General features: G+C 71.1%; 4 protein-coding genes. 1 reads left to right on the top strand and 3 read right to left on the bottom strand.

Annotation, left to right across the window (positions count from 1 at the left end; translation table 11 throughout):
• Nucleotides 1-1,071, bottom strand: a 1,071-nt coding sequence (locus ABT300_RS42135; RefSeq protein ID WP_351687918.1) for a multidrug effflux MFS transporter, incomplete at its 3' end; no start/stop codon positions are given.
• 329 nt (nucleotides 1,072-1,400) lie between these two features.
• A complete protein-coding gene (locus ABT300_RS42130) occupies nucleotides 1,401-2,180 on the bottom strand; it encodes an MBL fold metallo-hydrolase (protein ID WP_351687915.1) in 780 nt (259 codons plus the stop codon).
• A gap of 98 nt (nucleotides 2,181-2,278) precedes the next feature.
• On the opposite strand from ABT300_RS42130, the gene ABT300_RS42125 reads away from it, so the two are divergent.
• Nucleotides 2,279-3,217 carry an AraC family transcriptional regulator gene (locus tag ABT300_RS42125; RefSeq protein ID WP_502978114.1) on the top strand — a complete coding sequence of 313 codons (939 nt, stop codon included), beginning with the start codon at nucleotides 2,279-2,281 and terminating at the stop codon, nucleotides 3,215-3,217.
• Nucleotides 3,218-3,284: 67 nt separating this feature from the next.
• Here ABT300_RS42125 and ABT300_RS42120 read toward each other — a convergent pair.
• On the bottom strand, nucleotides 3,285-3,992 hold a 708-nt coding region (locus ABT300_RS42120), incomplete at its 5' end, for a jacalin-like lectin (protein ID WP_351687912.1).

The raw sequence follows: 3,992 nt of genomic DNA, 5'->3' as shown, positions 1-3,992 counted from the left end.
GTGCGGGGCACGTTGCAGGCAGAGGGCCGTGGTGGTGGGCAGGATCATGCCGACCGGGCAGGCGGTGAGGAAGAGCGCGGCGGCGATCCAGGGCAGTCCTGCGTGCGTGGCGGTGACCAGGAGGACCAGGGCGGCGCCTGCGCAGACGAGCAGGGCCAGCCCCGCCGTCAGCACGCGGTGCGAAGGGAAGCGGCCGAGCAGAAGCCTCCCGTTGAGCCGGCCCGTGGCGACCAGCCCGATCGAGTTCAGGGCGAAGAGCAGGCTGTACGTCTGCGGGGAGGCGCCGTAGACCTGTTGGAGGGCGAAGGAGGAGCCGGCGATGTACGCGAACAGGGCGGCGAAGCCCAGGCTGCCGGTGAGCAGGTAGCCGGTGAAGCGGCGTTCGCGGAGCAGGCCGAGCATGGTGTGCAGCGTGGTGCTCAGTCCGCCGGCACGGCGCCGCGAGGCGGGCAGGGTCTCGGGCAGCAGTGCCGCGGCGGCGGCGAGGACGACCAGCCCCAGCAGGGCGAGGGCGGTGAAGACGCCGCGCCAGGCGGTCAGACGCAGCAACTGCGCGCCGAGCACGGGGGCGAGGACCGGGGCGGTGCCGGACACCAGCATCAGCGAGGACAGCAGTCGGGCGGCGGCGAGACCGTCGTGCAGATCGCGGACGACGGCCCGGGCGATGACGATGCCGGCGGCTCCGGCGAGACCCTGGACCAGACGCATGGCGACGAGGACGCAGGAGTTCGGGGCCAGCGCGCACAGGACGCCCGCCGCGACGTACACGGCCAGCCCCGTCAGCAGCGGCCTTCGGCGGCCCAGGGTGTCGCTGAGCGGGCCGATCACCAGCTGACCGACGGCTGTGCCGGTCATGAACGCGGTCAGGGTCAGTTGGGTGACGCCCTGTGAGATGTGCAGGTCGCCGCTGACCTGCGGCAGAGCGGGCAGGTACAGGTCGATGGTGAGCGGGCCGAGCGCGGTCAGCGAACCCAGGACCAGGACGAGTGCCAGGCCGCGGGGCCGGCCGGGAGCCCGCCGGCCCGGGTGCTGACGCTGCGCGTCCTCGGCGGTCTGGGGTGTCTCGGACATGGGTGTTCCAGGTGTCTGGGAAGGGCGGGCCGAGCGCGGCCCCGCTCCGCGGCCTGAACCGTGAGGCGCGGAGCGGACTGCGCAGTCGTCGTGGTCGGCGCGCAGGGCATGGCAGCCGTCGCCGGTGACGGCCAGACCGTTGCCGTTGAAGCCGACGTCGTAGTCGATCGGGGACCTGCTCAGGTCCACACCGACGTGCAGGGGCTGCAGAACGCGCCGGCTCTCCGGCGGTGTCGTGGACGAAGACCTTGCCGGCGGCGCCGCCCGCGACGACATGAGCGGTGGTGCGACGAGGAGGAGACGGGGCTCAGACGAGGAGGAGACGCGGCTCAGCTCTCGGCCGGGAAGAGGGACCGGTTGGCGATGTCGATGATGAACGGGCCGATGTGGGAGGGGTATCGGCCCACGATGGCCTCCTTGTACGCCTGGCCGTCGTCGCCGAGCAGTTCGCGGGCGTCGTCGAGGTAGCGGTGCACCTGCTCGTAGACCTCCGGCCCGGTGGGCAGGCCGTGGCCGGCGAGGATCGTGTCGTAACCGGACTCGGCGGCCAGCGCGTCGACCGCGCGCTGCCAGCCGGTGATGTCGTTGTTGCCCAGGTAGAGGTGGACGTCGTTGTAGACGAGGTCCTGGGCGACCAGGACGCCCTGCTCGGGCAGCTTGATGAGCAGTTCGTCGGCGGCCTCACCGCCGGCGACCGCCTCGAAGACGAACGGGACGCCGTCGATGACCTCGGTGCCCGGGGTCAGATCCACGGTCGGCGTGAACTCGGCGACCGGGATGACCAGTCCGGTGGGCAGCCGGCTGTCGCCGCGGGCGACGATCTGCTCGCGCACCTCGGCCAGGGCGTGCACCGGGACGCCGAAGCGGGAGGCGCCGTTGTAGTGGTCCGGGTGGGCGTGGGTGACGATGAGCCGGTCGACGGGCTTGCCCAGTCCCTTCGCATAGGCGACGGCCTCGTCGGCGTAGGCGGGGACGAGCTGGGCGTCGACCGCGATGATCCGCGCCGGGGTCTCGATCAGCTGCGTGGTGGTGTGGAAGGTGTCGGCCGGAGACATGTAGCTGTGGATGCGGACCGCGCCCTTGTCGAGGACCGTGACAGTGCCGTTCATGAATCTCTCCCTGCGGTACAGGACGGCCACTCGCCGTCTTGATGTCCTCCACTCTGGTCGTGAAACCGCAGGCAGGCGAGATAGCCTGAAGACACGGCATGGTAAATCGAGGACATCTGGAGATCGCGTTGCCTCCTGCGGACTCTGCCGGCGTCGAGCGGCCCGAGAGCGACGCCATCCTCAGGCTCGACTTCAATCCGCCCGAGACGCGCGTTCCCGGGTTCGAGATCATCGATCTTGCGACCCTGCACGAACGCCGGCGGAGCCGACGCAGACGGCCCGACCTGGTGCACCGGGTCGATTTCCACACGCTCACCCTCATCACCGAGGGCAGCGGCGAACACGCCGTCGACTTCGTGACGTACCCCTGCCGGCCCGGCACCCTGCTGTGGGTCCGTCCCGGTCAGGTGCAGAGTTTCGTGCGACCGGGCACCGCCGACGGCACGCACCTGCTGTTCACGCCTGCTTTCCCGCCGCACACCAGCAGCGCCGACCGGCTGGTGAACGAGTGGTACGGGCCGGCGTGCCGGCAACTGGGAGCGAGCCCTGCCTACGCGGTGCTGTCCGCCCTGCTGGGCCAGTTGCGTGCCGAGTACGGCCGGCCGGAGGGGGCGGTGTCGGCGGAGATCCTCCAACTCCTGCTGGCCACCGTGCTGTTGCAGATCGACCGGCTGCCCCACGCCGACGGTGGCGCCGACCCGTACGCGGGCGGCGAGGTGTACGCCCGCTTCCGTGCCGAGCTGGAACGCTCCTACGCCGCCACCCGCCGCGCCGCCGACTACGCGCACCGCCTCGGCTACACCGTCAAGACGCTCACCCGTGCCTGCACGGCCGCCACCGGGCAGCCCGTCAAACAGGTCATCGACGGCCGCGTCGCGCTGGAGGCGCAACGTCTGCTCGCCCACACCGACGAACCGGTGGCGACGATCGCCCGCCGCCTGGGCTTCCCCGAACCCACCAACTTCGGCAAGTTCTTCACCCGTCACACCGGCGTCACCCCCGGCGCTTTCCGGCAGACGCACCAGAACCAGCAGTGAGCCGCCGGGACGGCAAGCGGTGACGGCCCTGAGGCCGCCGCCGCGAGTCCGGGTGCGCAGGAAGGGGTCAGCGCTTCGTGTAGATGAAGCCGAGCTTGTCGATCTCGCCCCCGGCGCGGCCCTGGAACCCGGCTATCTGCCAACCCGACGGCGCGGTGCGCGTCACGCAGTCGGACGTGGTGGTCCCGCCGGACAGGCTGCGGCCGAGGTTGGTGGTGAACTTGGCGGAGAAGACGCGCGTCAGACCGTCCTTCTGGCCCTGGCACAGCTGGGCGGAGGTGACGTACTCACCGCTGCCCAGCGTCAGGGTCGACACGGTGCCGCCGGCGCCGCCGTGGGTGAGGACCTTGCCGCTCGCGAGGGTCAGCGCGACGCCGTCGACGCGGGAGCCGCTGCGCAGCGAGAGGCTGACGGCGCTCGCGCCGGCCGGTACGGCGTCGATGTCGTTGTAGTAGTCGCCGTGGGGTCCGCCGAACTGGTCGCTGAGCTGGAAGTCCGGGTTGCGCGACCAGGAGAAGCCGACGCCGACGGGGTCGTGGTCGGACAGCATGAGTCCGTCGTCGGTGAGGAACTTGGCGTGCTCGTTGTCGTAGGACGTGGCGTTGAGGGTGACCAGTTTGCTGCCGCGGTAGAGGATCTTGTCGACGACTTCGCAGGTGTTGGGCACGGTGGGGCCGCTCTGGTCGCAGACGAGCGCGTCGCTGCCCTTGGCGGGCGGGGTGCCGCCGCGGACGAGCTTCACCCAGGCGTCGGTGAGTCCGTTGGCGCCGGCGAA

The sequence above is a fragment of the Streptomyces sp. NPDC001027 genome (assembly GCF_040299045.1).
GTDB lineage: Bacteria > Actinomycetota > Actinomycetes > Streptomycetales > Streptomycetaceae > Streptomyces.
This window is presented reverse-complemented; position numbering and strand designations above follow the sequence as displayed.